The organism is Pseudaquabacterium terrae, assembly GCF_013266755.1.
GTDB classification, from domain to species: Bacteria; Pseudomonadota; Gammaproteobacteria; order Burkholderiales; family Burkholderiaceae_C; genus Pseudaquabacterium; species Pseudaquabacterium terrae.
Genome location: NZ_JABRWJ010000012.1, coordinates 70,762 through 94,856, shown reverse-complemented (window position 1 = coordinate 94,856; position 24,095 = coordinate 70,762). Strand labels below are relative to the sequence as shown.

Sequence of the window (24,095 nt, the reverse complement as noted above, 5' to 3'; positions counted from 1 at the left end):
GGAGCCGACTTGCCAGCCCATGAACGCAGCACCGACGCGCTGGCCCGGCCACTGCGCTTCGGCCCGGGTGGCCGCTTCGAGCTGCGGCCCGCCGAGTACCGGCTGCTGGTGGATGGCCAGCCCGCCACGCTGGGCGGCCGCGCGCTGGACCTGCTGATGGCGCTGGCCGCGCGGCCGTCGGAGCTGCACACCAAGAGCGCGCTGCTCGACAGCGTCTGGGCGGGCCTGGTGGTCGAGGAGGGGAACCTGCGCGTGCAGATCAATGCGCTGCGCCGGCTGCTGGGCGAAGACGCCATCGCCACCGTGCCCGGGCGCGGCTACCGCTTCAGTGCGCCCCTGCATCCCGATCCGCATCCCGATCCGCATGCTGTGCCCGATGCCACCGCGCCCACGTTGACCCCCGCGCTGGCCCCGGCCGCCACGCCGACTCACCCACCGCTGTTCGGCCGCGACGCCGACCTCGCCCACCTGCAGCACGCGCTGCGTGACGGCAGCGGCTGCGTCACGCTGGTCGGCACCCCCGGTGTCGGCAAGAGCAGCCTCGCGCGCGCGGCGATGGCGCGCTGGCCGGCCCGCAGCGCCTGGGTCGACCTGGCGCCGCTGACGCAGCCCGGCCAGGTGGCCGGTGCCATCGCCCGCGCGCTCGGCGGGCAGCTCGGCGCCGGCGACCCCGCGCCGCAGGTGCTGTGCCTGCTGCCCGAGGGCGAAGCGCTGCTGCTGGTGCTGGACAACGCCGAGCACCTCATCGCTCCCTGCGCCGAATGGGTCGTGCACCTGAGGGGCGCACCTTCGCTGCAGTTGCTGGTGACCAGCCAGCTGCCGCTGGCCGTGGACGGCGAACGCGTGCTGCGCCTGGAGCCCTTGCACGTGGCCGAGGGCGTGGAAGGGCCCGATGCCCACGAAGGCGCGCTGGCGCTGCTGATCCACCGCATTCGCGCGGCGGACAGCCGCTTCGACGTGACGCCGAAGTCGCTGCCGCTGCTGGCCGCGTTGTGCCGGCAGCTCGACGGCCTGCCGCTGGCGCTGGAGATGGCCGCCGCCCGCGTGCCGCTGATGGGGCTGCAGGCGGTGCACGACGCGCTGGCCGAGCGCTTCGCGCTGCTGTCGCGCGGCCGCCGCGATTCCGCGGCGCGCCACCGCAGCCTGCTGGCCGCGCTCGATTGGAGTTATCAGCTGCTGGAGGCACCGGAGCAGCGCCTCTTCCGCGCGCTGGGCGTGTTTGCCGGCGGCTTCACGCTCGACCTGGCGGTCACGCTGACCAGCGACGAACACGTCGGGCGCTGGGACATCGTCGACGGCCTGGCGACGCTGGTGGAGCGCTCGCTCGTCAGCGTCAACGGCGAGGACCCGCCGCGCTACCGGCTGCTGGAGACGATGCGCGCCTACGCGCTCGGCAAGCTGGCCTCACCCGACCCCGGCGCCGCGGACGGCGCGGATGAAGCGCGCTCTTTGCGCCGGCGCCATGCGGCCGCGGTGCTGGCGCTGATCGCCGGCAGCGACGCCCAGCCGCTGTGGCTGGCCGACATGGAAAACGTGCGCGAGGCCTTCCTGTGGGCCCGCGAGCACGACCTGGCGGCCGCCGCGCAGCTGGGTGCGCGCGCGGCCCGCGTGATGGTCTTCAGCGTCTGGCGCCAGGAGATCACCGACTGGATGGTCTCGCTACAGCCCGCGATGCAGCAGGCGGCCGGGCAGGCCCTGGCGGCGCCGACGCAGGCGCTGTGGTGGTCGATGCTGGGCTACCTGCTGGGCATCCGGCTGCACCCGCAGGCGCGACCCGCCGCGCGGCATGCCGTCGCGCTGTGGCGGCCGTTGGGCAACCCCACCGAGCTGCAGATCGCCATCGCGAACTGGATCCGCGCCTTCATCGAGCCGGTGGGCGAGCTGCGCGATGAGCTCGACGAAGCCTGCGCCGCGCTGCGCGAGGTGTCGGCGGGCGACGACACGCCGCTGACCCGCCTGCGCGTCAACGGTGCGCTGGCCGTGGCGGCCCGCCTGCGCTACGACACCCTCGCGCTGCTGGCCTGCAACGAGCAGGAGCTGCTGGCCGCGCGTGAGCTCGGCTTGCACGCCAAGGCGCAGGCCGCAGAGAACAACATCTGCGTGTCGCTGGTGCGCCTGGGCCGCCATGCCGAGGCCGCCGTGCGCGCCCAGGCGCTGCTGCAGCGTGTCGATGCCGACGGCGGCGACGGCAACGGCAACCTGCCGTGGGTGCTGAACGTGCTGGTCGAGGCGCTGGTCGGGCTCGGGCGGCTGCCCGAGGCGGCGGCGCTGGTGCCGCGCTCGCTCGCCACGGGCCGGCGCTTCGGCACCAGCGTGGCCTGGCTCGGCATCCTGCTGCTGGTGGCCGCTCAGCACCGCGCCGAAGCGGCCGGCCGGCTGGCGGGCCATGTGCGCCGGCAGTGGACCGCGAACGGCGCCACGCTGGACCCCGTGGAACTGCATTGCCTGGCGCAAGCGACCGCCGCCGCCGAAGCCCGGCTGGGCGCCGAGGCCACCGCTGCGCTGGCGGCGGAAGGCCATGCCTTGAGCGACGAAGCCGCCGCGGCGCTGGCGGTGGGTGACGCAGGCTGAGTCTTGCCCGGCGTCAGTCGGCCTAACGTGCAATGAGCACGTCTTCGCTCTCCGCGTCTCGGCTACCGGCCGCGGTGCACGAACGCCTCGCGCCACGGCAGCGTCACGCCGGGTACGGGATCACTGCAATGATGGGCCCGATGACTGCAACCTTGAAGCCGACGGCGCGCTTGGGCGACAGCGCTGCACACACGATGATGGCTGCGGTCGCTGCGATCATCGCCAGTGCCAGCGGCACGATGACTTCGGGGGCCACCCCCGCGAGCTTCAGCAGGTTCTCGACGGCACCCCTGCCCAGACCCAGCGCCACGATGAGCGCTGCCGTCTCGTTGGCGGTCAGCTCGATCGTCACGCCCGGCGGAAAGATCTGGCCGTTGACGACGGCCAGATACTCGGGGACGCTGCCACCGAGCGCGGCGGTTCGGATCGCCTCGCCGAACGGCCCCGGCACCAAGGCGTCGAGCGCCGCCTTCTGATTGGCGATTCGCGCCGAACTGAGGCCGGGCTTGATTTCGATGTCGCCGTTGCGAATCGCTCGGTTCACGGCCTCCATCCGGTCGCGCACGAGGCTGATCTCGCCCTGGGAAAGGGCACTCAGGCCGTCGTTGAGCGGCTCGATGCGCATCTGCGGCCCGGCGCTGCTGTCCACCAGCGAGACGTGGGGGCGGAGCACGTCGAGGATCGCCGTGACGCGGCGCGCCGCGTGCAGCAGCAGATCGTCCAACTGTGCCGGCGGCAGCGCGGGTGAAGCGCTGGGTGCGGGCTCACCGCTCGCGGCGGTGCATGCAAGTGTGTCCATCAAGGAATCTCCTGAGAATGAGTCGAAGACGAGTGCGGATCCATGCATCGGCGCCGCCCGTCGCACTCACGTCGAGCCTTGCCGCTGCATGAGGCCGGGATACGCCCGGGTACTCAGCGCAGATGCTGGTGCCGCTGCGGGCCATGACTTCAGTCATGCCGGAAGAAGCGCCGTGACGCGGGGCACCGGCGTCTAATTCGGTCACCGTGCAGCCGCGCAGCGCCCGGGGAATGCGACCGGGCGGCAGTCGCGGTCGCCCTCGGGGGAATCGCATGCAGCTACGCCGCCGTCTCCTGGTCTCGGCGGGCCTTCTGGCTGGGTCGCCGTGGTGCGCCGCCCAGGCTCGACGGCGCGTGCCGATCATTGGACTGCTCACGCCCGCGTCGATGCCGTCGCCGGAGCGATGGGCTGCCAGCCCGTACAAGCAGCGCCTGGCGGAACTGGGCTGGAACGAAGGCGCGAACGTCGTGATACGCCAGGCCCGTGCCGAGGGTCATGAAGAACGATTGCCGGCGCTGGCGGCCGAACTCGTTCGCGAGCAGGTCGACCTCATCCTGACGCAGGGGCCGGAGGCCGCGGTGGCTGCCGCCCGTGCGACGAAGACGATCCCGATCGTTTTCTGGGGCGTGACCTTGCCGGCCGAATTGGGCTTGGTCGCATCGCTTGCGCGGCCTGGCGGCAACGTGACCGGTGTCGCCTGGAACGCCGGCGGCGAAGTGCAGGCTGCCAAGACGCTCGAGCTCCTGCGCCAGATGGCGCCGGCGGCCCGGCGCGTGGCCACGATCTTTCACCGGGCCAGCACCACGACGGTGACGGGCCCGGCCTACACCTATCCGGCGTTCGGCAAGGCGGCCGAATCGCTGGGCCTGATCCTCGACCCCCACGGCGTGCGCGACGACAGCGAGCTCGACGCGGTGTTCGCGGCGATCACCGCCGCACACGCCGATGCGCTGGCCGTGATCACCTCGCCGCTCACAGCCCGCAACCGCCAGCGCATCGCCGAGTTCGCGAGCCGGCAGCGGCTGCCGAGCGCGTTCGACCACCGAGCGTTCGTCGAGGCCGGCGGCCTGGTGTCGTACGGTCCCGACGGGCTGGCGATCGTGCGCCGGTCGATCGACTACGTCGACCGTATCCTTCGCGGCGCACGGCCCCGCGACCTGCCGGTCGAGCTGCCGACGCGCTTCGAGCTCGTCGTGAATGCGAAGACCGCCAGGGCGCTCGGCCTGACCGTGCCGCGTGGGCTTCTGCTTCAGGCCGACGAGGTGATCGACTGACGAGGCGGCAGCCTGGACACGCCCGCGTCGCTGACGGCGCCATCGACATCACGAGTTATGGAGTCACGCAGGCAGCCGTCGCGCCAGAGCCATTGGGCCAGTTCCGTCGCATCCCGACCATCGGCCGCCGTGCATCCCACATTCGGATGACTCGCCGCGATCAATCGGGATTGACGGCTCGCGATCCGTCGGCTAACTTCTCGCCACTGCTCGCGCAATGCCGCGAGCGCAGCGGGGCCTCAGCCCTTTGTCCGAACTGCAACGCCAAGGAGGTACCGACATGAACTGCCGCATTACCGCCATCGGCGCACGCACTTCCAGCGTGATGTGCACGTTCGTCGACGATCACGCGCTGAGCCGCGTGGCGCTGCAGCACCGTCCGGGAGAGGGTTCCGGCGCACCGTCCTAGACGGTCGCTCCCCTCGAGCCAAGGCTCTACGAGGCCCGGACACCGAAAGGTTCCGGGCCTCGTTCATTTCCGGTGTGCTGCAGGCAAGTCCAACGGCGTCTGCTCGCAAAGACTGATTCGAAGCATGCAACCGCAACTCCTCGCACGGTGGAGTCGGCGGCGGCAGGGGTGTCGCTTTGACACTCGATTCCTCAATCACCGTGCGCACAACTCTTTCAGGAAATCATCATGCAATCGTCCAAGTTCTCTTTGCTCTCCTCGAGAGCCCGGCTGGCGGGTGCGGCCTTCGGCCTGGTCTCCGGCCTCTCGGTTTTCGCCGTGGTCGTCGGTGCCTTCGCATCGGCATCCGGTGAGCTCGAGCCGGCATTGGCCAAGCTGAAGGCGGCGCCGTCGGCCAGTGCGGCTGTCGCCAAGGCGGCCAGCCGACCCCGGCCCGGGTGACGGTGCGTCGTGAGCGCCTTCATCACGTGCCGCCACCGCTCCGGCGGTGGCGGCACGTTCCTCCAACCGACCCGTCCGCCCAGGTCGTGCAGTTCAGGTGCACCGCGCCAATGTCGTCACGCCGGCGTGTCGTCGGGCACGCGCTGCGTGAGCCGGCGCGCGGCGTCAATGGCCGACAGGGGTTTGCTCGCCAGGAAGCCCTGGTACTGGTCGCAACCCAGTGCGCGAAGGAATTCGAGCTGGTACGGTGTTTCAACGCCCTCGGCAATGACCTTCAGCTTCAGGCTGCGCGCCATCGAGATGACCGCGCCGACGATCGCCGCATCCTCGGCGTCGCTGCGAATGTCCATCACGAAGGAGCGATCGATCTTCAGCGTGTCGACCGGCAGGCGCTTCAGGTAGCTCAGGCTCGAGTAGCCGGTGCCGAAGTCGTCGATGGCCAGGCGCACACCCAGCCCGCAGAGCCGGCGCAGCGTCGAGACCACCTCGTCGGTCTTGTTCATCAGGCTGCCTTCGGTGATCTCGAACTCCAGCGCGCCGGCCCCCACCTCCATCTCGCGCAGGATGGCCGCGATGCGCTCGACCAGCGTCTTGTGATGCACCTGGATGGCCGAGAGGTTGATGGCCAGCGGGGGCACCTGCAACCCGGCCGCCCGCCAGGCGCGGATCTGCGCGCAGGCGGCCCGGATCACCCACTCGCCGATCGGCACGATCAAGCCCGAGGTCTCGGCCAGCGGGATGAACTGCATCGGCGGCACCAGCCCGCGCTGCGGGTGCTGCCAGCGCAGCAGCACCTCCATCGCTTCGATCCTGCCGCTGGCCATGCCGATGATGGGCTGGAAGTTGAGCAGGAACTCGTCGCGCTCCGCGGCGCCGCGCAGTTCCGAGACCATCGCGTAGCGGTCGGCCGCGAGCTGGTTCATGTGCGGCGCGAAATACGTGTAGTGATTGCGCCCGGCGTCCTTCACCTGGTACATCGCCGAGTCGCTGTTCTTCAGCAGGGTGTCCGCGTCCTGGCCGTCTTCGGGGAACAGCGCGATGCCGACGCTGGAGCCCACGATCATCTCGCGGCCATCGATCACGAACGGCAGGGACAGGCGGCTCTGGATCCGCTCGGCCATCACGCCCGCACCGTGTGCGTCCGGCAGGTGTGGCAGGAAGACGATGAACTCGTCGCCGCCTTGTCGCGCCACCGTGTCTTCGGCGCGCACGCAGGCCTGCAGGCGCCGGGCCACCTCGACCAGCACGCTGTCGCCGGTTTCATGGCCCAGCGAGTCGTTGATCGCCTTGAACTGATCCAGGTCGATGAACAACACGGCCGCCAGTGACTGGGTGCGCTTGTCGCACTCCAGGGCCTGGTGAATGCGGTCGCGCAGCAAGGCGCGGTTGACCAGGCCCGTCAGGCTGTCGTGCGTGGCCATGCGCAGCATGTCCTGCTCGGCGCGCTTGCGTTCGGTGATGTCGATGCAGATCGAGAGGTATCGATCGACGCTGCCCGATGCATCCTTCAACGGCACGATGGCCGAGTCCACCCAGTACAGCCCACCCGCCTTGGCGCGGTTGCAGATCGTGCCGCGCCAGGTTTCACCGCGCTCGAGCGTGTCCCACATCTGCGCGAAGAACTCGCGCCCGTGCGCCTTCGAGCCGAACAAGCGATGATCCTGGCCGATCAGCTCTTCGCGGCTGAAGCCGCTGATCTCGAGCAGCTTGTCGTTGACCTGCACGATGCGGCCACGCCGATCGGTCACCGAGACGATCGCATGCTGGTCGATTCCGCGCATGTACGTGGAAAGCTCCGCGAAGGCCCGCTCGACACCCTGCTTGGCCTGCAGCAGCGCGTTCGCCGAGCGCGTCTCGAGCTCCGAGCTCTTCAGCTGGTTCTCGGTCTCGCGCAGGCTGCGCTCCTGGCGCGACAACCGCCAGTTGAACCAGAACATCGCCGAGAAGCTGGCCACGAGGATGCCGAAGATGAAGACCGCCGTCTCGTTGACCTGGCCGCCGGCGAGCTGCTGCGCCTTGTCCAGCGGAATGCTGATCGCCACGGCGCCCAGCAGCTGATGCTGCTGCCACTGCTTGCCGGCGGGTACGCCATCGGACAGGCGCCGGGCCAGGATCTCCGGTTTCTTCTCGTAGGCGTTGTGGCACGCTGCACACGACTGCTGCGACGCGGCGTCGGCCGACAGGTAGCGCAGCACGCGCTGCCCCTGCACGGTCTCGATCCGCGAGACGGCTCTCCATTCGATGGGTGCTGCGGGCGCGGAGCGATCCTGGGCCTCGAGCTGCGGCCAGGCCCAGCGCAAGAAATCGTCGGTCAGGCCTTGTGTGGGTTCCAGGTTCCAGCGGCTGACCGGCCGGTATTCGTACAGCCGATGGGACTGTTCCGACGAGGCGCGCCCGACCATCTTCAGGAACTGCGCCGGAATCGGCACATGGCCGGGCAGGCGGGCTGAATCGACATTCGGCCCGAAACCATCCCGGGTCAGCTTGTCCGCGATTTCGCGCGCATACACCGAGCGTGCCGTGGTCGCCTGGCTGGCGACGATCTCGGCCACCGTCAGTGCCTGGCGCTCGATGGTGCTGTTGACCGCATGCCTGACCACCAGGTAGCCGCATCCGCAGGCAAGCGCGAACACACCGATCAGTACGGCGATCGTGTGCACTCCATAAAACCGGTTGGTCGCGCTCACAAGACATCCCAAGCATGCCAGCCCTCTCCGTTATCGGCGATGGCGGGCCGCACTTGAGCGTCGATCGACCCGGGATGGCCGGCCGGCTGGTGCGCCGGTGCTTCCTAGACGCCAGGGATCGAATCCCAGACTTTCAACTGCTCGACCTTCGGCACCGCACCGATCACTTCCGCAGCCGTGCCGCCTTCACCCCAGCGCACCGAGCTGGCGCCGCCCGGCTGGTACAGCGGCCAGGCCCGGCCGGACGCCAGGCGAGGCTCGGCATCCCTGGCGAACGAGACGATGCTGCCGATCACTTCATCTGATAGCATCGACTGCGTCGGCCCGGCGCCGACCTTGCCCTTGTAGTAGTCCAGCGCGTAGGTGCTGAAGACCAGCGGCAGCTCCGCGCAGTGCGGCACGCCGCGGCCGGGCGACATCACCGGGTGCATGAACGTGCCAAAGCGCACCGGGGCGCCGGCCTTGGCGATCGTCGCCGCGTAGCGCGTGCCGTGAACGCGCAGCAGGCGGTCGCCGAAGATGTCGATCCACACGTCGCCCGGGGCGGTCGAGCGGCCTTCGGCCAGCGCGGCCTGGGTGTAGGCGTCGATCACGGCAGCGGCGGCGCCCGGTGAGCCCACCTGCGGCAGCACCGCGCCGGTGAGTGCTGCCGTGCTGCCGGGCAGCGCCTGCGTCAGCAGCTTGCCCGAGAGCGGGTCGTACAGGTCGAGCCAGAACGCGCCTTCATCCAGCGTGTAGGTGATGGCCACGGGCAGGTCCGCCGGCCACGGCGTGCGGGTCCAGTCCGCCAGATAGGTCTTGCCGTCGATCACCGGCGCCAGCTTCCAGGCCTTGCCGGAGGTGAAGCCGGCCGGCAGCGGCTGCGCATTGAGCGCCAGCTCGGCCGCGTGCAGCGCCTGGGCCGGGATGTCGCGCAGGCCGCGCGGCGTGGTGCCCAGGCGGCTGGCCAGCAGCTCGGTGTAGGCGTTGGCATCGGCGAGCGTCATCGACACCGGCGGCTGCAGCGTCGGTGGGCTCAGCAGCACGGCGCGCTGGAAGCAGGCGCGATAGGCGGGCGTCTGCGCCAGCAGCGCGGTGTGCATCGCCCCGCCCGACTGACCCATCACCGTGACCTGGTTCGGGTCGCCCCCGAACTCGGCGATGTTCTGCCGCACCCATTGCAGCGCGGCGCCCATGTCCTGCAGTTGCCAGTTGGTGATGCTGCCGTTGCCGGGGTCGGTGAAATCGGGATGCGACAGCAGACCGAAAGCGCCCAGCCGGTAGTTCACCGTCACGACCACCACGCCGCGCTCTGCGAGCGCGCGGCCGTTCATCAGTGGCATGCGCGTGGCCCCGGTGCGAAAGCCGCCGCCGTGCAGCCAGACGATGACTGGCCGCTTGCCGGTGGTCTGCGCCGTCCACACGTTGAGCGTCAGGCAGTCTTCGCTCTGCTGGTCCTGGACCGGATAGATCCACGCCACGCCGCTGCCGATCGACTGGATGCTGGCGGGGCCGAAGCGGGTGGCATCGACGATGCCGCTCGCCGGCTGAACCGGTTGCGGTGAGCGAAACCGCAGGGCGCCGACCGGCGGCTGCGCATACGGCACGCCGCGCCAGGCGGTGACGCTGCCCTCCGCCTGTCCGCGGAAGCGGCCGGAGCTGGTGCTGACGACCGCCTCGTCATCGCCACTGCTGCCGCCGCCGCATCCCCACAGCGCGAGGGGGGCCAGCGCCGCGCCCCCCAGCAGCAGGCGGCGGCGCGTCAGGACCCCGTGCGCGGCGGGCTGGGTGTCGATTTTCATGCGGGGCTCCCCGTGGATGTGGAGCCGATGCTAGTAACGAGGCTTCGAACGCGGAAGCGCCAGCGGCGCAACGCAGCATCCCAGGAATGCAACGCACGCTAGCACCGTAGAGGAGCGTCCGTCGAGAGCCGGTGCGTGCTTGCAGGCGGGCGCCGGCCCGAGCGAACCGTCGCGCCAGGAGCTTCAAGACGTTCTTGCCTGACGGCCCCCACTACTTCGGCGCACCCAGGTACTTGTCCATCCACTCCAGGCTGGCGTTCATTGTGGCCAGAGACATCTTGGGCTCGACGGGGCCGTGCGGTTGGCGCGGCAGGACGAGCAGGCGCGTCGGCACGTTGAGCTGCTTGAGCGCGCGGTAGAACTCGACCCCCTGGCTCATCGGCACACGCACGTCGGCCTCGCCGTGAATCACCAGCACGGGTGTGGACACACTCTTCACGTGGGAGATGGGCGAGTGCTTCTGGTAGGTCGCGCGTCGTCCCAGTGCTGCGCGTCGAAGTAGCCCGGAATGAAGCCGCTGACGTCGCTGGTCGTCGTGAAGCTGACCAGGTTGGTGAGAGGAGCAATGGCCACGGCGGCCTTGAAGCGCTGCGTCTGGGTCACGATCCAACTGGTCATGTAGCCGCCGTAGCTCCAGCCGGTGACGCCCAGACGGTCGGGATCGGCGACACCGAGTCTGACAAGGTGATCGACGCCGCTCATCAGATCGTCATAGTCGCCCACCCCGAAGCCCTTGACGACGTCACGGCGGAAAGCCGTCCCGTAGCCCGTCGATCCGCGCGGGTTGGGGCGCAGCACCGCATAGCCGCGTGCGGCATAGGTCGCGATGGGAAGGAAGAAGCGGCCGGCGGTGTAGGTTTGTTGGAAAACGCCGGCGGGGCCGCCGTGGATCATCAGGATGGTCGGAACCCGGGTACCCGCGCGGTAGCCGACCGGGTAGGTGACGAGGCCCTCGATGTCGCGGCCGTCCTTGCTGCTCCAGCGGATCAGCTCGGTCCTGCCCAATGGGTGGCCCGGTTGTTCGACGTTGGCCTGGCTCAGCCTGACCGGCGCGAATGTCCCGGCGTCCGAGGCGTACACCTCGGGTGCCCCGTCGCTGGTCTGCATCACGAAGACGAGCCTCGTTCCATCTGCGCTCACGTCCAGTGCGTTGATCACCGCGGGCAGCCGTTGCAGCGACACCACCTCGTTGGCGATCAGGTCGAAGTAGTTCGTGTCGGTGCGGGTGCCGTTCGCTTCCGTGAAGTAGATGCGGCGGCCATCCGCGGACCAGCGGACGATGTCAGGCAGTGAATCGTTCGTGGCCGCCAGCCGCGTGACGCGCTTGTCCGCCAGCGTGATGACGTTGATGACGGCTGTCTGCGCCCAGCGCGGCGGCGCATCGCTGACCCGCACTGCGATCGACTTGCCATCGGGCGAAAAGATCGGTGCGGACTCGGCCGCAGCGCTTTCGAGGAATGGAGCGACCACACCGGTTGCCACGTCGACCAGTGAGACGTCCGTATTCGGCCACTCGTTGGCCGAGGGGGAGGGTCGGTGGGCAAACGCGATCAGCCGGCCGTCCGGCGAAAAGTCGAATTCGCCAGTGACGTGGAAGTTGTTCGCAGTCAATCGCTTCGGCGCGGCGCGCGGCGCGCCCGCTGCAGCCACATCGACGATGTACAGGCGCGCCATCTTCCAGTCTTCATCGAGCCAGCGCGCATCGTTTCTGCCCTTGGCATTCCGTTCGTCCTCGTCGCTCCTCGGGTCGGCCATGACGAACGCAATCGACTTGCCGTCGGGCGACCACCGGAACTCACCCAGCGGCGCCTTCATGTCGGTCAACGGCTCTGCCTCGCCGCCGGCGAGGCTGAGCAGATAGAGGGCATTGCGGTTGTCCTTGCGGGCGGAAAGGAAGGCGATGTGCCTGCCATCCGGAGACCAGCGCGGGCTTGACGACGACTTGTCGCCCCACGTGAGTTGCAGCTTGTCTTTGCCGTCCACACCAACCAGGTGCAGGTGCGTCAGGAACTCGCTCTTGTCGGCAGTCATGACGTCGCGCGACACGACGTAGACGACCCGTTTGCCGTCCGGAGAAAGCCGCGGTGTGCCCACGCCCTTGGTGGCGATCTGAAGCTCGGCCGTCCAGGCCGCAGGTGCGGGCCCATCCGGTGCGGCAACAACACCGGCGGCGCAGGCCGACCCCAGCGTCAGCGCCAGCGCAAGGTGGCGCCGCGACCGGTACCCCGCGGTGAAGCGATCGGTCATGGCGAGCCCTCCTGCGCCGGGCGGCGCCGGCGTCCAGGCACGCTAGGGGGCTCCTCCATCGCAGTCTATGCGCCAGCGCACAGACCGGGCTGGACACAGGGCCCGTCAGCGCGTCGCGCCGCTCCCGCGCTCAGCGCCCCCGGACTTCCTTCTGAATCGCCCGCACGATGCGCCCCCGCGCCATCGCATGCGCGGCCAGCGGCTCGTCCTGGCTCGACCGGTCCAGCCAATCGAACAAGCGCTGAACCGCATAACGCGTCGTCGCCTGGTCGCGGCAATTGGCCAGCATCACCAATTGGATGCGCTGCACCGGGTCGACCAGGTAGATGCCGAAACCGGTCGAGACGACGGTGGCGTCGGGAAAGCCGAGCAGGTCGGTGGCCTGCTTCTCGGTGGCGCCGCGGTGGCAGGCGATCACGTGCACCGGCCCGTGGGCCTTCGGCGCCGTGCCGAGGTGGTGGTGGTCCGCCAGGAACGGCCTGCCGACCATTTCACGTGCGGCCGCGAGCGAGGTGGCCGCGGGAATGCCATGCACGCAGAACAGCACCTCGGTGCCGGCGATCGGCAGCGTGGTGGCACCGCCGGTGATGCGCGCCGGCGTGCCCGGCGCGTGGTCGGCCAGCGCGGCGATGCAGGCGTCTTCCATCGTCTTCTTGCGCTCGGCGTAGGCGAGGCGGCTCCAGTCGAGCGCTTCGCCGAGCGAGTAGCTTTCCTTGCGCAGTTGCGTGGCCCCGCCGCGCACGAGGTTCGCGGTGGCCTCGGCCAGGGTCTGCAGCACGAGGGCCTCGGCATCGGCGACGGTGGCGGTCGGCGAGCCGGTGAAGTGCAGCTCGCGCTCGAAGCGCGCGCGGAAGCGCTTGTCACGCGCCGTGGGTGTCTTGGTGGTGAGCGGCAGCTGCACGATGAACGTGCGGCTGCGGCCCGAATAGAGGGCCTCGTTGAGCTCGGCGTGGCAGATGCCGTCATCGGCCTCTTCGCCCGACCAGCCGGCGTCGCCGTTGTACAGCGCGATGACGATGTGCGAGCGGCGGATCTCCTGCAGGCACTCATCCCACAGGTCGCGCGAGGCGGCCTTGGCCGGTTCGTGCTCGTTGGTGAAGCACTGGAAGGGCGTCTGGCCGAAGAGCGCCTCCGACTCGATGCGCGCCTTCAGCTGCTTGCGCAGGCTGGCCAGTGCGAACGGGCCGCCGGCCTGCGCCGCATAGTCCTTGCAGCGGCTGGAGATCATCACCCGGACCTTTTCAATCGGCATGCGGCCCCCCTGATCCACGCCCGGTCAGGGTGCCGATTGAATCACGCTCGGTCGCTCCGAGCGATGGTCACGTGGCTCAGGTGGCGCCGACGACCACTGCGCCCATCTGCTTGGCCATCGCCAGGAAGTGGTTGAGCAGCGCGCCCGACGGCAAGGGTTTCGGGAAATCGCTCATGACGAAGGTCTCGTTGCCCTTGCGTGCTTCGAAGCTGTAGCCGTTGGCGCCGGAAGCGCGACCGGTGATCACGACGTCGGTGGTGTCGGAGATCAGCACGCGATTGCCGACCTGCGAATCCGGCTCATAGTGCCGGCTGCCTTTGACGACGGATACGAGAAACCACATGACAGTCTTTCGGGAGTGTGGACCAGCATACGCCGCTGCCTCGGCAGCGCGGTGCCGTTCGGTGGCACTAATCGTCGCTTTCCTTGGTGTACCGCAGCAGGCGGCCGCGATAGCCGTCCGTTCCCGTCGCGCCGGTCCCCAGCCGCGTCTCCTGCAGCACGAAGCCGGCCTGCCGCATGCGCCGGTTGAACGCCACCCGATTGCCGCGGTTGGGGTCGACGATCAGCACTTCCGCGCTGGCCGACGCGTGGCGATCGATGAAGTCCGGCAGGTGGCCGGCCTCGTCGCGCTCGTACAGCACGTCGCTGCCGATGATCAGGTCGAAGCGGCCCTGCACGGCCGGCGCAGCGCCGTGCGGCAGCGCACCTGCCTGCGCCTGCCAGTCGCCATGGCGGTAGCGCAAGGGCAGCAGGCCGTTGAGCCCGACATTGCGGCTCAGGAAGAACGATGCCAGCGGATGGCAATCGGAGGCGGTCACGTCGGCGCCGCGCCGGTGCGACACCAGGCTCGCCAGCGCCAGGCCGCAGCCGACTTCGAGGATGCGTTCGCTCGCCACCATCGGCCGCCGCGCCATGCGCGCGGCCAGTTCAAACGCGGAGGGCCACAGCACGCCGAACAGCGGCCACGCCGCGCTCGAGATGCCGAGCGCGGCCGCCTCGCCGCGCGGGTCCGCGTACTGCTGCCGATCGAGCAGCGAGCAGATCAGCAAGCTCTCCGCGCCGTCGATCGGGACCTGCGCTTGGGTGGTCTGGTAGCCCGGCATCCGGCGGCCCGTGTGGGCTGCCCGTGCCGTGAAAAGTCGGGCAGGGCAGCGTGAAGTGGCGCAATGCGCCGGGGCCGACAAGGGCACTCCACGCGGGGCACGACGGGGAAGGTCGACGAGGGCCGGGCCTTCGTCGACCGCGCAGGCAGTGTAGCCGCCGTGCGCTCGTCCTACACCTCGTCGACCCAGTAATCCACACCGGCGTCCGAGCGCGTCATGTGCCGCAATTCACCGCCATAGGCGCCGATCTTCTTCGAGTCCGGGTACTCGCAGATCTCGACCGGCATCATCGTGCTGATCGACAGGTAGGCCAGCTCGTCGTCCGAGTCATTGATGATCTGGTGCGCCGTTTCCGCACCGCCCGTCGGGCAGCAGATGACGTCGCCGGCGCGGATCGGGCGTGTCTCGCTGCCATAGCGCAGCGTGCCGCGGCCGCGGACGATGAAGAACATCTCCTCTTCGGCGCGATGGCTGTGGAAGGGGCACGAGCGCTTGCCCGGCGGCACGATGTCGAAGGAATAACCCAGCTCCTTGGCGCCCAGCAGCGGGCCGATGCGGGCGCTGCGGCTTTCGAATTGCGCGCCCTTGCTGGAGGGCTCGAGCTTCAGGTCCTCGATGTTCACGACTCGGGAATGAATCACGCTCACGTTGTGTCTCCGCTCAGGAAGGGGGTGGAGGTTCAGCCAGCCAGGCCGCGGTAGCGCGCCGCGGCCTGGCCGCGCGACTCGACGCCCAGCTTGCCGAGGATGTTGGCGACGTGCCGCTTCACGGTGTGCGGGCTCAAGTCCAGGCGACGCGCGATCAGCTTGTTGCTGTCGCCGGCGGTGATCAGCGCCAGCACTTCCAGCTCGCGCGGGCTCATCGGCTCGATGCCGCCGAGGTCGACCGGCGATGCGCTCGGCGCCGCCGGCGCCACCGGTCGCGCGGCCACGGGTGCCGCGGCCACGCGCGCCGGCACGATCGAGTGAAGCGTCGCCTGCTGCGCTGCATCGAGCGCAGCGGTCGCGGAACTGTCGGCCAGCCGCCGCAGCAAGTCCGCGCCGGCGAAGCGCGCCGACATTGCGTAGCCGCGCAGCCGGATGCCGTCGAGCGCCGCTTGCAGTGCACGCGTCGATGCTGCGTTATCACCCAGCTCCGCGCAGAGCGCCGCGCGCTGCAGGTTCAGCGTCGTGACGATGCCGACCGCGTCGTGCTGGCCGTAGTGCGCCTGGGCCTCGTGCATGCGCCGCTGCGCGTCGGCCAAGTCGCCGGCCAGCCAGGCCGCGTAGGCGTCGATGACGCGCACGACGCCAGTGTGCGTCGACGTCACGCTGGCCGGCATCGTGCGCCGCAGCGTGTCGAGCGCGCTGCGTGCCCGGTCGGCGCTTTCGGCCATCAGCGCGCAGCGCAGCTCGAACCAGTGGAAGTACCAGCCCGGCCCGCGGCCGTCATCGCCGAACAGGTCGGTCACGCGCGGCAGCTCGTCGTGGTAAGCCTCAAGCGCCGGCTCGAACTCGCCCTGCACGGTGCGGCACACCAGGCGGCCGGTCAGCGCGTAGAGGCTCAGGCCCTGCGGATGGTTGACCCAGGCGCACAGCGAAGCCGCTTCGTCGAGCTGCGCGCGCGCGTCGGCAATCTCGCCGCGCCACAGCGCCGCGCAGCCGCGCACGGCCAGTGCGATCGCACGCAGCGCGGGATAGTCCTCGCCTGCGGCGCGCAGCGCGCCGGCGCCATAGCGCAGCAGCAGCGGCTCCAGCGCGCGCACGCCGAAGTACGCGACGCCCGGCGTGACCTGATACCACAAGGCCACGTCGCGGTCCTTCGCCAGGTGGTCGAGCAGCTCGGCATAGTGCCGGTTCGTGCCCTCGAAGTCGGCCAGGTCGAAGGCATGCCAGGCGCGGTGCAGCGCCGCGATCACGCGCGTGCGCGGTGGCGTCCGCTCGGTGATCGTGACCTCGTTGGCCGGGTCGAGCCGCGGGTCGCCGATGGGGCTCAGGCCGTTGATCGCCAGCGCCGCGTAGGCGCGTGCCAGGTCGTTGCCGGCGCTGTCGTTGCGCGCGGCGAACTCGCGCGCGGCGTGCTGCATGTGGTCGAGCATCGCCTGCAGGTCCATGCTGACCTCCCAGGCGATCATGCCGCGCAGCAGTCCGACCTCGGGCGAGTGCGCGAGCAGCTCGGGCGGCAGCTTGGCCAGCATGTCCTGCGCGGCACCGAACATGCCGGCCGCGCCGAGTGCCGGCGCAGCCTGCGCCAGCGCCTGGATCGCCGCCTCGTGCTCGCGCGCCTGCAGCAGGTAGGCGAAGCGGCGCGTCAGGTCGGGCTCGCTGTCGGCGGCGCGGCGCCACAGCGCGTCCTGCTCGGCCTGCGGCAGGCGCTGGCGCTCGACCTCGAGCGCGTCGCGGAACAGGTCGTGCAGGCGCAGCGTGCGCTCGGCGCTGTCGACCTCCTGGTAGAAGAGCCCGCGGCGCTCGATCTGGTCGAGGCAGGCCGCGGCATCCGCGCGACCGCTGACGGCCGCCGCGCGCGCCGCGGTGAGCTCCGGCAGCACCGAGCTTTGAACGAGGAAAACGCGCAGCTCGGCCGGCAGGTGATCGAGCACCTCGCTGCGCAGGTAGTCGATCGCATGGCGCGCGCTGCGCACCGGCGACGCCGCGCGCGGGCTGGCGATCGCCAGCGTCACGCCGACCGGCCAGCCCTCGGTGCGTGCCAGCAGCGACTGCGCTTCGTCCATCACCTGGCCGGCCTGGCGGGCCAGCGATTGGATCTCGTCGACCTTGAAGCGCAGCTCGTCCTGGCGGATCTCGCTCAGCTCGCCCGCGGCGCGCAGGCGCGCCAGCGGCCAGGGCGGGTCCAAACGCGTCACCAGCGCCAGGCCCCAGTGCTCGGGCAGCGCCTGCGGCAGCGTGCCGAGGAGCTCGACCAGGCGCGCATCGGCCAGGCGATGGAAGTCGTCGAGCACGATCACCGCGCGCGGGCCTTCGGTGGCGGCCAGCGCATTGATCAGCGCATCGCGAAAGGCCCGCGTGCCGTCGGGCCGCTCGAGCGCGGTGATCAGCGCCTCCGGCGCCAGCCGCCACGGCAGGTCGAAGGGCTCCAGCGCGGCGACCAGCGCGGTGCACAGCCGCGCCAGCGTGTCGCCCTCGTCGCAGGCGATCCATGCGCAGCGCAGTGGCGGCGCGCCGAACTGCAGCGCCTGCGCCATCGCGCAGCTCTTGCCGAAGCCGCCGGGCGCGCAGAGCAGCGTCAGGCGGGCATGCTGAAGCCCATCGGCGATCGCGGCGGCGAGCGCTTCGCGCGCCAGCAGGCCGCTGCGCAGGCGCGGCGGCTGGATCTTGGTGCGTGCGAAGCTGAGCGCGTCCGGTCCCATCAGCGTCTCTCGGCGGGCGAGGCATCGTAGCGCAGCGCCTCCCACGGCGCGCCCGGCGCGTGATGGCCGCGCGCGGACAATGCCCACCGGCGCCGACGCGCCGCGGAGACCCGAGATGAAGACCCTGTTCCTCGTTCGCCATGCCCATGCCGCGCCGGGCGGAACCGCGCGCTCGGACCGCGAGCGCGCCCTGGACGACCGCGGCCTCGGCGAAGCGGCGCAGGCCGGCCGCCGGCTCGCAGCGCGCGGCGTGAAGCCGGCGCTGATGATCGCGAGCCCGGCGCTGCGGGCATTGACGACGGCGCAGCTCGTCGCCGACCAGCTCGGCATTGCGCGCGGGCGCATCGTCGTCGACGAGCGAATCTATGCCAGCAGCGTCGCCACGCTGCTGGAAATCGTGCATGCGCTCGACGGCGCGGCCGTGGACAGCGTGATGCTGTTCGGCCACAACCCCGAGTTCACCGAGCTCGCGCAACGGCTGTCGCCGGCGATCGGCGCGATGCCGACGTGCGCGGTGGCCGAGTTTCGCTACGACGGCGATGCGTGGGCGGAGGTCGGCGAGTGTGCGCCGGTGCAGGCGTCGCTCGACGTGTAAGCTCATGCGCACCCCCCGTGACCGGAGCGCTGCGATGACTTCGTCACCTGATCCCGACCCGCGCCGCCTGCCGGTCAAGCTCGACAGCACCTCCAACGGCGAATTCCAACCGGTGCCGCTCGATGCCGCCGCGCGCCACGCGCGAGGCTTGGCGCACGAAGCGTTGACCGATGCCGCGCGCCGCGTCGGCCAGTCGCGTCGCCACTACCTGGCCTCGCTGCTCGGTGCCGCGGCGACCTTGGGTGCCTTCGATCGCGCGTTCGCCGCCGCCGGCCGTCGCGGCGGTGGTTTCGAGCTGCCCGCGGAGGCGCCGTTCGAGCTGGCCGCGGCCGAGCAGGCGCTGGCCGGCGACGAGTTCATCTTCGACGTGCAACTGCACCACGTGAACCCGAAAGGCGCCTGGCGCCAGCGCGCCGGACCGAACGCCTTCCGCAGCATGCTCAACAGCAACTGCGGCCAGGCCGACCACATCGAATGCTTCTCCAGCGGTGCGCTGCTGAAGGACGTGTTCCTCGACAGCGATACCGCGATGGGCGTGCTGTCGCACGTGCCGGGCGGCGCCGACACCAACCCGCTGGACTTCGAGGCCGCCGGCGCGACGCGCGACACGGCGCGCGCGCTCGATGGCAGCGAGCGCCTGCTGCTGCACGGCCGCTGCATGCCGACCCTGCGCGGCGAGCTCGAAGGCATGGCCGCTCAGACTGAGCGCTATCGCATTCACGCCTTCAAGACCTACACGCAGTTCGGTCCCGCTGACGGCCCCGCCGGCTTCTTCCTCGACGACGAACGTTTCGGCACACCGTTCATCGAGCAGGCACGCAAGCTCGGCGTGCGCAACATTGCGGTCCACAAGGGCCTGCCGTTCGGTGCGCGTGGCCACGAGTTCTCGACCGCGCGCGACATCGGCGCGGCGGCGAAGCGCCATCCCGACATGCGCTTCCTCGTCTACCACGCCGGCTTCGATCCGGGCGTCAAGGAGGGCCCCTACGACCCGCAGGCGCGCGCCGGCGTCGACGTGCTGATCCGCTCGCTGCAGGAGGCCGGCTCGCCGCGCAATGTGTATGCCGAGCTCGGCAGCACCTGGCGCTACGTGATGCGCGATCCCGAGCAGGCGGCGCACCTGCTCGGCAAGCTGCTGAAGGCCTTCGGCGAGCAGCGCGTGCTGTGGGGCACCGACTCGATCTGGTACGGCAGCCCGCAGGACCAGATCCAGGCCTTTCGCGCCTTCCAGATCAGCGAGGAGTTCCAGCAGAAGTACGGCTACCCCGCGCTGACGCCGGCGCTCAAGCGCCGGATCTTCGGCCTCAATGCGGCCGAGGTCTACGGCCTGCAACCGGACGCCATGCGCATGAAGCTGCGCAAGGACGGCGTGGGCCAGCGCAAGGCCGAGTACCTGAACGATCCGCAGCCGAGCTTCGCGACCTACGGGCCGCGCACGCGGGGTGAGTTCCTTGCGCTGCGGCAGCTGCAGGGCGGGTTGCCCTGAGGCCTGTCAGTACCCCGCCTTCTTCGCCTGGTCGAGGAACTGCTGCAGCGCGCCGACGTCGGCCGGCGCCGGGATCGCCCCCGGCTTGAAGTAGTACACCTTGCCGTCCTTCACGCCGACGTATTCGTCGGTCGCACTGTAGTAGCGGTAGGTGTAGCCGGCGGCCGTGGCGGTGGCCGGGTTCTTCGGCAGGAAGTTGTCCGGGTAGATGCGCTCGGCCCAGTTGAACACCCGGTCCTCGTTGGGCAGCGTCAGGCCGGCCTTGTACAGCCGCAGCAGTCGCCGCAGGCCCTCGGGCGGGTTCTGCGGTTCGCCGCCGCCGGCCTGCGAGGCCTGGTTGACGCCATGGCACGACGCGCAGACGCGGATTTCGCCCTTCTGGAACGTGATCCAGTAGCGCTCGCGCACGACAGGCGTCTCGCCGTTGGTCAGCTGCCAGCTCATCGCCCGCTGCGCCGGCACCAGCGCGGCCACCGAGCCATCCGGCGCCAGCGCGACGGCGCCCTTGACACCCTGGAACGGGTTGGCGGCCTTGGGCTCGTGCATCACCTGCGCCAGCACGCGGCGGCCCGGGCTCGGGTTGGCCGTGCCGCCGATGCCGCGTACCTGGTCGCCCTGCACGAGCTGCAGGTGGCTGACGTCGTAGACCCTGCCGCTCGCGCCGGCGGCACTGGCACCGCCCCTGACGCGCAGGTTGAACGGCTGCTGCCGATCGGCCTTGTCGCGCAGCGTGACGTTGCGGCTGACCATCAGCGCCAAGTCGTTCTGGCGCAGGTAATCCTGGAACGCGGTGACGTTGACGCCTTCCTCCGCGAAGACCTGCTGCTCCGGCGCCGGCAGCGCGCTGCTGCGGCGCGGCGGCCGCGCACGGGCTTTCAGCTCGACGGCATTGAGCTCCCACAGCGGCCCGGTGTGGGTGATGAGGTTGTCGGGGTCGTACCAGCTGACGGTCTTGCTGATGCCGCCGGTCAGCGGCTCGCCGGCGCGATGGCTGCCTCCGGCGTCGGCGCTGACCAGCTTGAGCCGGAATTCATAACGCGAACGTGGCGCGTCATTGCTGCCCTCGTTGCGGTCGGTGCGCGTCTCGCTGGTGTGCGAGGCGATCAGCCGGCCGTCCGACAGCGGCAGCGGGTCGCGGTAGAGGCCGGAGTGGGCGGGGTCGGGCGTGCTGCCTTCCTCGGTCGCGAAGGCGGTGGCCTGCGCCGTCAGCCAGGTCAGCGCCATCTGGTCGGGGTTGACGCTGGGCGCGCCGTTGATGCTGACCAGCTGCCCCGCCGCATGCGTGCCGAACTCCTGCGGGCTGGTGCCGACGAAGCGGCCCGGCCGGCTCGGGTCTTCCTTCAGGTGCAGCAGGTTGTCGTTGTTCAGCCGGAAGCGGTTGAAGCGGGTGTCGATGTCGCAGCATTCGCGCAGGTTCGCATCGTCGAGAAAGCTCTGCGTGCCGTAGCCCGCCAGCTCCTGGCGGCCGACGTGGTTCAGCGTCTCCTCCTCGGTGCCGTCCTCGTTGATCTGCCACGGGAAGAACTGGTTGAAGCGGTGCTCGCTGACGTTGCCCACCGTCTGCCGCGGCTCGGGAAAGACCTCGCTGCGGTCGTTCAGGCGCGCGGCGCTTGCGCTTTCGCTGGCGTAGTTGAAGGTGCCGTAGTCGCTGTTGCCGGCGCGGTCGCCGTCGGCCTGCTGGTCGCGCTGCAGGTGGTCCCAGCGCGTGAAGATCACGCGGCCGAAGCTGTCGATGCTCGGCGTGAAGGCGCCCGAGGGCGAATGGTTCAGCAGCAGCAGGTGGCCGGTCTTCGCGTCCAGGCTCCACAGGCCGCTGACGGTCGGCGCTTCCTCGTATTCGTCGAGCTGCGGCCAGAGGTGGCGCTCGCCGTTGCGCGGGCGGTCGCTGGCGAAGATGATGCGGTCGTCGCTGCCGTAGATCGGGTTGACGTTGTTGTAGTTCGCCGGCTGGTTCGGCACCTTGGTGATCACCGGCGTCTGGTTCGCTGCGAGACCGCTGATCTCGTACAGCTGCCAGTAGGTCGCGGGCTCTTCGTAGCGCACCGTCGGCGCGCCGATCACCGCGCTGAAGAGTATCTTCTGGCCGTCCCAGTGCGGCGAGGGGTCGCGCACGGCGATCGCGTTGGCGCCGAGCAGGCCGCTCGCGCTGATGCCGGCCGCTGCCGTCAGGTTGCGCAGCGTGCCGTCGGTGTAGCGGATCCACAGGTCGCCGCCGCGCGGCACCGCCTGCTGGCGCGACAGGTGGTGGCCGAAGGTCGACCCGATGTTGGTGAAGTCGCCGGTCACCGGGACCTGCGTGACGAAGACGATCGGGTGCGGGGTCAGTACCGCGGCGTGCGCGGCGATGCCCGGTGCGGCGAGCAGGGCGCTCAGGATCGCGGCTGCGGTACGGCGTTGCATGGCGGGACCTCGGTAGGCGCGGGATGCGGCGAAGGCAGTCTTGCGCCGGCCGCCCCAGGCGCGCATGTGACCTTGGTCCGCGCCGCTGAAGCGAATGACGCGCCGGCGTGATGCAGTTCTCCGTTTTGGGTGCACCATGGCAACAATGACACCCCCCAGCTCACTTCGTTCGCGGCCCCCTGGGATCCGAAGGATCCCCTGCGGGATCCTTGGGGCGCTGTGCCCTTCGGGCGGCCGGGCGGGCACATGACCACCGTCCTCGAACTGATCGCCCGCATCGAGCGCCAGGTGCCCGAGGGTGCACCGTTCGGCACGCGTGAACGGGGGACGCTGACGGTGCGGGCCCCCGTCGGCCCGCTGGTGGTGGCAGTGGCGGCGCGCATCGACCACAAGGGCCGCCGGCGCCTGCAGTACTGGTGCAACGGCATCCGCGTCGAGCGGCACGTGCTGCTGCGGCTGACCTGCCCGGAAGGCGAGTGTCCGCAGGCGCGCGCGATCCGCATGCAGTGGCTCGAGTGGCGGCGCGAAACGCCGCTCAAGCCGGTGCATGAAGCGCCGGTGGCGCGGCCGCTGATCGAGGACGTGCCGATCAAGGCCGGCCGCTCGCAGTGCACCGCGCGCCCGGCGAGCTTCCGCTGCTTCACGCCGTGTCCGAACCGCGCGCATCCGCCGATGCTGATCGACAAGACCGGCTACGACCTGTTCGAGGACGGCGCCTGCGTCGGCGGCGGCCTGGTCGAGCGCGACGGTGTCAAGCGCCCGCGGCTGCCGACGCTGCAGGCGGCCGAGGCCTTCCTGTTTGCGCGGCAGCTCGAGGCGCTGGCGGCCGTGGCCGAGGCGCGCGGACCGGCGGAGTCGGGCGAGCTCTGATCTGGCTCAGCCAGGCCGATGGCGTGGCTTCAGCGCAGCTGGCCCTCGTCGCCACGCCGCACGCCGCTGCGTCGATTCTTCGTTAGGCCGCCAGTGTCGGACCGGCGCACCGAATGTCGGATTCCTTTACAGGCGCCCGTGACAAGCTACCTGGAACTCTCGTAGATCCTTGAATCCGCTTGCCCGCAGGCTACTGGCCTACTTGTTGCTAACTGTGTCGGTTTCAACTTCGACAAGTTCTCTCCCATGAATCTCAAAAAGTGGCTCACCGCGGCTGGCGTCGCGGCGCTTTCGATCTTCTGTTCCACCGGGGCGCACGCGTGGGCCGTCACGCAGAGTTGCGGCGGCTGCGGGCCCACGGCAACCGCCGAGTTCTTCATCACCGGCGACACCGGCGCGGGTCCTTTCGACGCCTTGGGCATCACGACGCTGCCTGCCGGCTGGACGGCGACACTCGTCAACCCCCACTACGTGATCGCCACCGGACCGTCGGTGAACCTGTCCGGCTGGACCGAAAACTTTGCCGGCGACATCGCCGACTCGGTCGAACTCGATCTCTTCTTCTGGTCGGGCGGCGCGCTTACCAGCACCATTTCGTTTGCAGCCGACTACACGCGCTCGCTGAACGGCGGCTTGTCGCTGCATTGCCAAAGCTTCGGTGCGGGTTGCTCGGCGATGAATGATCCGACCGGAGTCGACTACGACCGCTCCCCGGCCGGCGTTCCGGAGCCCGCGACGCTCGCCCTGGTGGGCTTCGCACTCGCCGGCCTGGCGGGTGCACGCCGCCGCCGCTGATCCGGATCTCCTCGCTGCAGGGCCCGCCGTGAGGCG

General features: G+C 70.1%; 19 protein-coding genes. 8 read left to right on the top strand and 11 right to left on the bottom strand.

Translation table 11 applies throughout. The annotated features are described in order from the left end of the window. Positions 1–9 precede the first annotated feature (9 nt). Entirely contained in the window at positions 10–2,571 is a 2,562-nt protein-coding gene (locus HLB44_RS31410; RefSeq protein ID WP_173132827.1) for an ATP-binding protein, read from the top strand. Between the two features lie 103 nt (positions 2,572–2,674). Here HLB44_RS31410 and HLB44_RS31405 read toward each other — a convergent pair whose 3' ends face one another. Next, positions 2,675–3,370, bottom strand: coding sequence for a hypothetical protein (locus HLB44_RS31405; RefSeq protein ID WP_173132824.1), 696 nt, complete (start codon positions 3,368–3,370; stop codon positions 2,675–2,677). Positions 3,371–3,576: 206 nt separating this feature from the next. On the opposite strand from HLB44_RS31405, the gene HLB44_RS31400 reads away from it, so the two are divergent. From HLB44_RS31400 to HLB44_RS31395, 3 genes are all read left to right on the top strand, one after another. After that, on the top strand, positions 3,577–4,644 hold the full coding sequence (locus tag HLB44_RS31400; protein ID WP_173132821.1) for an ABC transporter substrate binding protein: 1,068 nt from the start codon (positions 3,577–3,579) through the stop codon (positions 4,642–4,644). 280 nt (positions 4,645–4,924) lie between these two features. Further along, positions 4,925–5,053: a hypothetical protein gene (locus HLB44_RS38050; RefSeq protein ID WP_281375248.1), complete on the top strand. Its 129-nt coding sequence runs from the start codon at positions 4,925–4,927 to the stop codon at positions 5,051–5,053. A 228-nt stretch (positions 5,054–5,281) separates the two neighbouring features. After that, positions 5,282–5,494: a hypothetical protein gene (locus HLB44_RS31395; protein ID WP_173132818.1), complete on the top strand. Its 213-nt coding sequence runs from the start codon at positions 5,282–5,284 to the stop codon at positions 5,492–5,494. 116 nt (positions 5,495–5,610) lie between these two features. On the opposite strand, the gene HLB44_RS31390 is transcribed toward HLB44_RS31395, so the two are convergent. The 9 genes from HLB44_RS31390 to HLB44_RS31350 form a co-directional block, all read right to left on the bottom strand. Beyond that, positions 5,611–8,154 carry an EAL domain-containing protein gene (locus HLB44_RS31390; RefSeq protein WP_173132815.1) on the bottom strand — a complete coding sequence of 848 codons (2,544 nt, stop codon included), beginning with the start codon at positions 8,152–8,154 and terminating at the stop codon, positions 5,611–5,613. A gap of 131 nt (positions 8,155–8,285) precedes the next feature. After that, positions 8,286–9,962, bottom strand: a complete 1,677-nt coding sequence (locus HLB44_RS31385; protein ID WP_173132812.1) for a carboxylesterase/lipase family protein — start codon at positions 9,960–9,962, stop codon at positions 8,286–8,288. Between the two features lie 211 nt (positions 9,963–10,173). After that, positions 10,174–10,446, bottom strand: coding sequence for an alpha/beta hydrolase family protein (locus tag HLB44_RS38045; protein ID WP_343051685.1), 273 nt, complete (start codon positions 10,444–10,446; stop codon positions 10,174–10,176). Then, positions 10,398–12,209: a S9 family peptidase gene (locus HLB44_RS38040; RefSeq protein WP_173132806.1), complete on the bottom strand. Its 1,812-nt coding sequence runs from the start codon at positions 12,207–12,209 to the stop codon at positions 10,398–10,400. Before HLB44_RS38040 ends, HLB44_RS38045 begins: the two co-directional genes overlap by 49 nt. A gap of 130 nt (positions 12,210–12,339) precedes the next feature. Further along, positions 12,340–13,461, bottom strand: coding sequence for a DUF4062 domain-containing protein (locus HLB44_RS31370; RefSeq protein ID WP_173132803.1), 1,122 nt, complete (start codon positions 13,459–13,461; stop codon positions 12,340–12,342). Between the two features lie 76 nt (positions 13,462–13,537). Next, complete coding sequence (locus tag HLB44_RS31365; RefSeq protein ID WP_173132800.1) at positions 13,538–13,804, bottom strand: hypothetical protein; 267 nt, start codon at positions 13,802–13,804, stop codon at positions 13,538–13,540. Between the two features lie 67 nt (positions 13,805–13,871). After that, complete coding sequence (locus tag HLB44_RS31360) at positions 13,872–14,567, bottom strand: class I SAM-dependent methyltransferase (protein ID WP_173132797.1); 696 nt, start codon at positions 14,565–14,567, stop codon at positions 13,872–13,874. A gap of 170 nt (positions 14,568–14,737) precedes the next feature. Continuing rightward, complete coding sequence (locus HLB44_RS31355; protein ID WP_173132794.1) at positions 14,738–15,214, bottom strand: cupin domain-containing protein; 477 nt, start codon at positions 15,212–15,214, stop codon at positions 14,738–14,740. Positions 15,215–15,246: 32 nt separating this feature from the next. Next, positions 15,247–17,913: a winged helix-turn-helix domain-containing protein gene (locus HLB44_RS31350; protein ID WP_173132791.1), complete on the bottom strand. Its 2,667-nt coding sequence runs from the start codon at positions 17,911–17,913 to the stop codon at positions 15,247–15,249. A 115-nt stretch (positions 17,914–18,028) separates the two neighbouring features. On the opposite strand from HLB44_RS31350, the gene HLB44_RS31345 reads away from it, so the two are divergent. Then, entirely contained in the window at positions 18,029–18,508 is a 480-nt protein-coding gene (locus HLB44_RS31345; RefSeq protein WP_173132788.1) for a SixA phosphatase family protein, read from the top strand. Between the two features lie 34 nt (positions 18,509–18,542). Beyond that, positions 18,543–19,994 (top strand): amidohydrolase family protein, encoded by a 1,452-nt coding sequence (locus tag HLB44_RS31340; RefSeq protein ID WP_173132785.1) that lies wholly within the window; start codon positions 18,543–18,545, stop codon positions 19,992–19,994. Between the two features lie 6 nt (positions 19,995–20,000). Here HLB44_RS31340 and HLB44_RS31335 read toward each other — a convergent pair whose 3' ends face one another. Continuing rightward, positions 20,001–22,394 (bottom strand): HzsA-related protein, encoded by a 2,394-nt coding sequence (locus HLB44_RS31335; protein ID WP_173132782.1) that lies wholly within the window; start codon positions 22,392–22,394, stop codon positions 20,001–20,003. A 246-nt stretch (positions 22,395–22,640) separates the two neighbouring features. On the opposite strand from HLB44_RS31335, the gene HLB44_RS31330 reads away from it, so the two are divergent. Further along, complete coding sequence (locus HLB44_RS31330; RefSeq protein ID WP_173132779.1) at positions 22,641–23,264, top strand: hypothetical protein; 624 nt, start codon at positions 22,641–22,643, stop codon at positions 23,262–23,264. Positions 23,265–23,510: 246 nt separating this feature from the next. Next, positions 23,511–24,059 carry a PEP-CTERM sorting domain-containing protein gene (locus tag HLB44_RS31325; RefSeq protein WP_173132776.1) on the top strand — a complete coding sequence of 183 codons (549 nt, stop codon included), beginning with the start codon at positions 23,511–23,513 and terminating at the stop codon, positions 24,057–24,059. The last annotated feature ends 36 nt before the right edge of the window (positions 24,060–24,095 follow it).

Excerpts from the sequence above, each read along its gene's own strand:
- HLB44_RS38050 (WP_281375248.1), top strand. The coding sequence starts at position 4,925 with ATGAACTGCCGCATTACCGCCATCGGCGCACGCACTTCCAGCGTGATG.
- HLB44_RS31385 (WP_173132812.1), bottom strand. The coding sequence starts at position 9,962 with ATGAAAATCGACACCCAGCCCGCCGCGCACGGGGTCCTGACGCGCCGC.
- HLB44_RS38040 (WP_173132806.1), bottom strand. The coding sequence starts at position 12,209 with ATGACCGATCGCTTCACCGCGGGGTACCGGTCGCGGCGCCACCTTGCG.
- HLB44_RS31350 (WP_173132791.1), bottom strand. The coding sequence starts at position 17,913 with ATGGGACCGGACGCGCTCAGCTTCGCACGCACCAAGATCCAGCCGCCG.
- HLB44_RS31345 (WP_173132788.1), top strand. The coding sequence starts at position 18,029 with ATGAAGACCCTGTTCCTCGTTCGCCATGCCCATGCCGCGCCGGGCGGA.
- HLB44_RS31340 (WP_173132785.1), top strand. The coding sequence starts at position 18,543 with ATGACTTCGTCACCTGATCCCGACCCGCGCCGCCTGCCGGTCAAGCTC.
- HLB44_RS31360 (WP_173132797.1), bottom strand. The coding sequence starts at position 14,567 with ATGCCGGGCTACCAGACCACCCAAGCGCAGGTCCCGATCGACGGCGCG.
- HLB44_RS31395 (WP_173132818.1), top strand. The coding sequence starts at position 5,282 with ATGCAATCGTCCAAGTTCTCTTTGCTCTCCTCGAGAGCCCGGCTGGCG.
- HLB44_RS31365 (WP_173132800.1), bottom strand. The coding sequence starts at position 13,804 with ATGTGGTTTCTCGTATCCGTCGTCAAAGGCAGCCGGCACTATGAGCCG.
- HLB44_RS31335 (WP_173132782.1), bottom strand. The coding sequence starts at position 22,394 with ATGCAACGCCGTACCGCAGCCGCGATCCTGAGCGCCCTGCTCGCCGCA.
- HLB44_RS31325 (WP_173132776.1), top strand. The coding sequence starts at position 23,511 with ATGAATCTCAAAAAGTGGCTCACCGCGGCTGGCGTCGCGGCGCTTTCG.
- HLB44_RS31370 (WP_173132803.1), bottom strand. The coding sequence starts at position 13,461 with ATGCCGATTGAAAAGGTCCGGGTGATGATCTCCAGCCGCTGCAAGGAC.
- HLB44_RS31405 (WP_173132824.1), bottom strand. The coding sequence starts at position 3,370 with ATGGACACACTTGCATGCACCGCCGCGAGCGGTGAGCCCGCACCCAGC.
- HLB44_RS31330 (WP_173132779.1), top strand. The coding sequence starts at position 22,641 with ATGACCACCGTCCTCGAACTGATCGCCCGCATCGAGCGCCAGGTGCCC.